Source organism: Aquiflexum gelatinilyticum, assembly GCF_024741135.1.
Lineage (GTDB): Bacteria > Bacteroidota > Bacteroidia > Cytophagales > Cyclobacteriaceae > Cognataquiflexum > Cognataquiflexum gelatinilyticum.
Map to the genome: position 1 here is coordinate 1 of NZ_JANSUY010000055.1, position 408 is coordinate 408.

General features: G+C 40.2%; 1 protein-coding gene. It reads right to left on the reverse strand.

From position 1 onward, the window contains the following. Positions 1 to 89: 89 nt before the first annotated feature. Positions 90 to 408: hypothetical protein (locus NU887_RS21135; protein ID WP_258425361.1), on the reverse strand; the 319-nt coding region annotated here is incomplete at its 5' end.

The following is a 408-nucleotide window of genomic DNA, read 5'->3' on the forward strand; positions in this document are numbered from 1 at the left end:
CAAGAAATTTTAATCCTCCCCCACACGGTGCCACGCCGGCCCGGTAAAATTTCCTGCTCCCCGCTGTGGTTTCATAGGAGGACTTTTTCTTAAGAAAAGGATTCTGGAATTCCTTTGTTTGGACCTTTAATTAAAAAAAATAGTCCGCCGCGGCGGAGCGAAATTTGGGTAGCCGTGGGCAAGGTGCTGCTCTGATATTTGTACTCACTATAATCTTGATGCACCGCAGCCCATGGTAAAGAAGGAGGTTTGTTCTGTATTTCAGTCACGAATCTCATTTGATATAGAATTTCAAATACCGAAATGGTTGGGAAAATCTTATTGTTTTTTTCTACAATCCTTGTGATTAATTGATTCGCGTTTATTTCTTGTGTCACTTTTTGTCTTGAAACAAAAAGTAACCAAAAA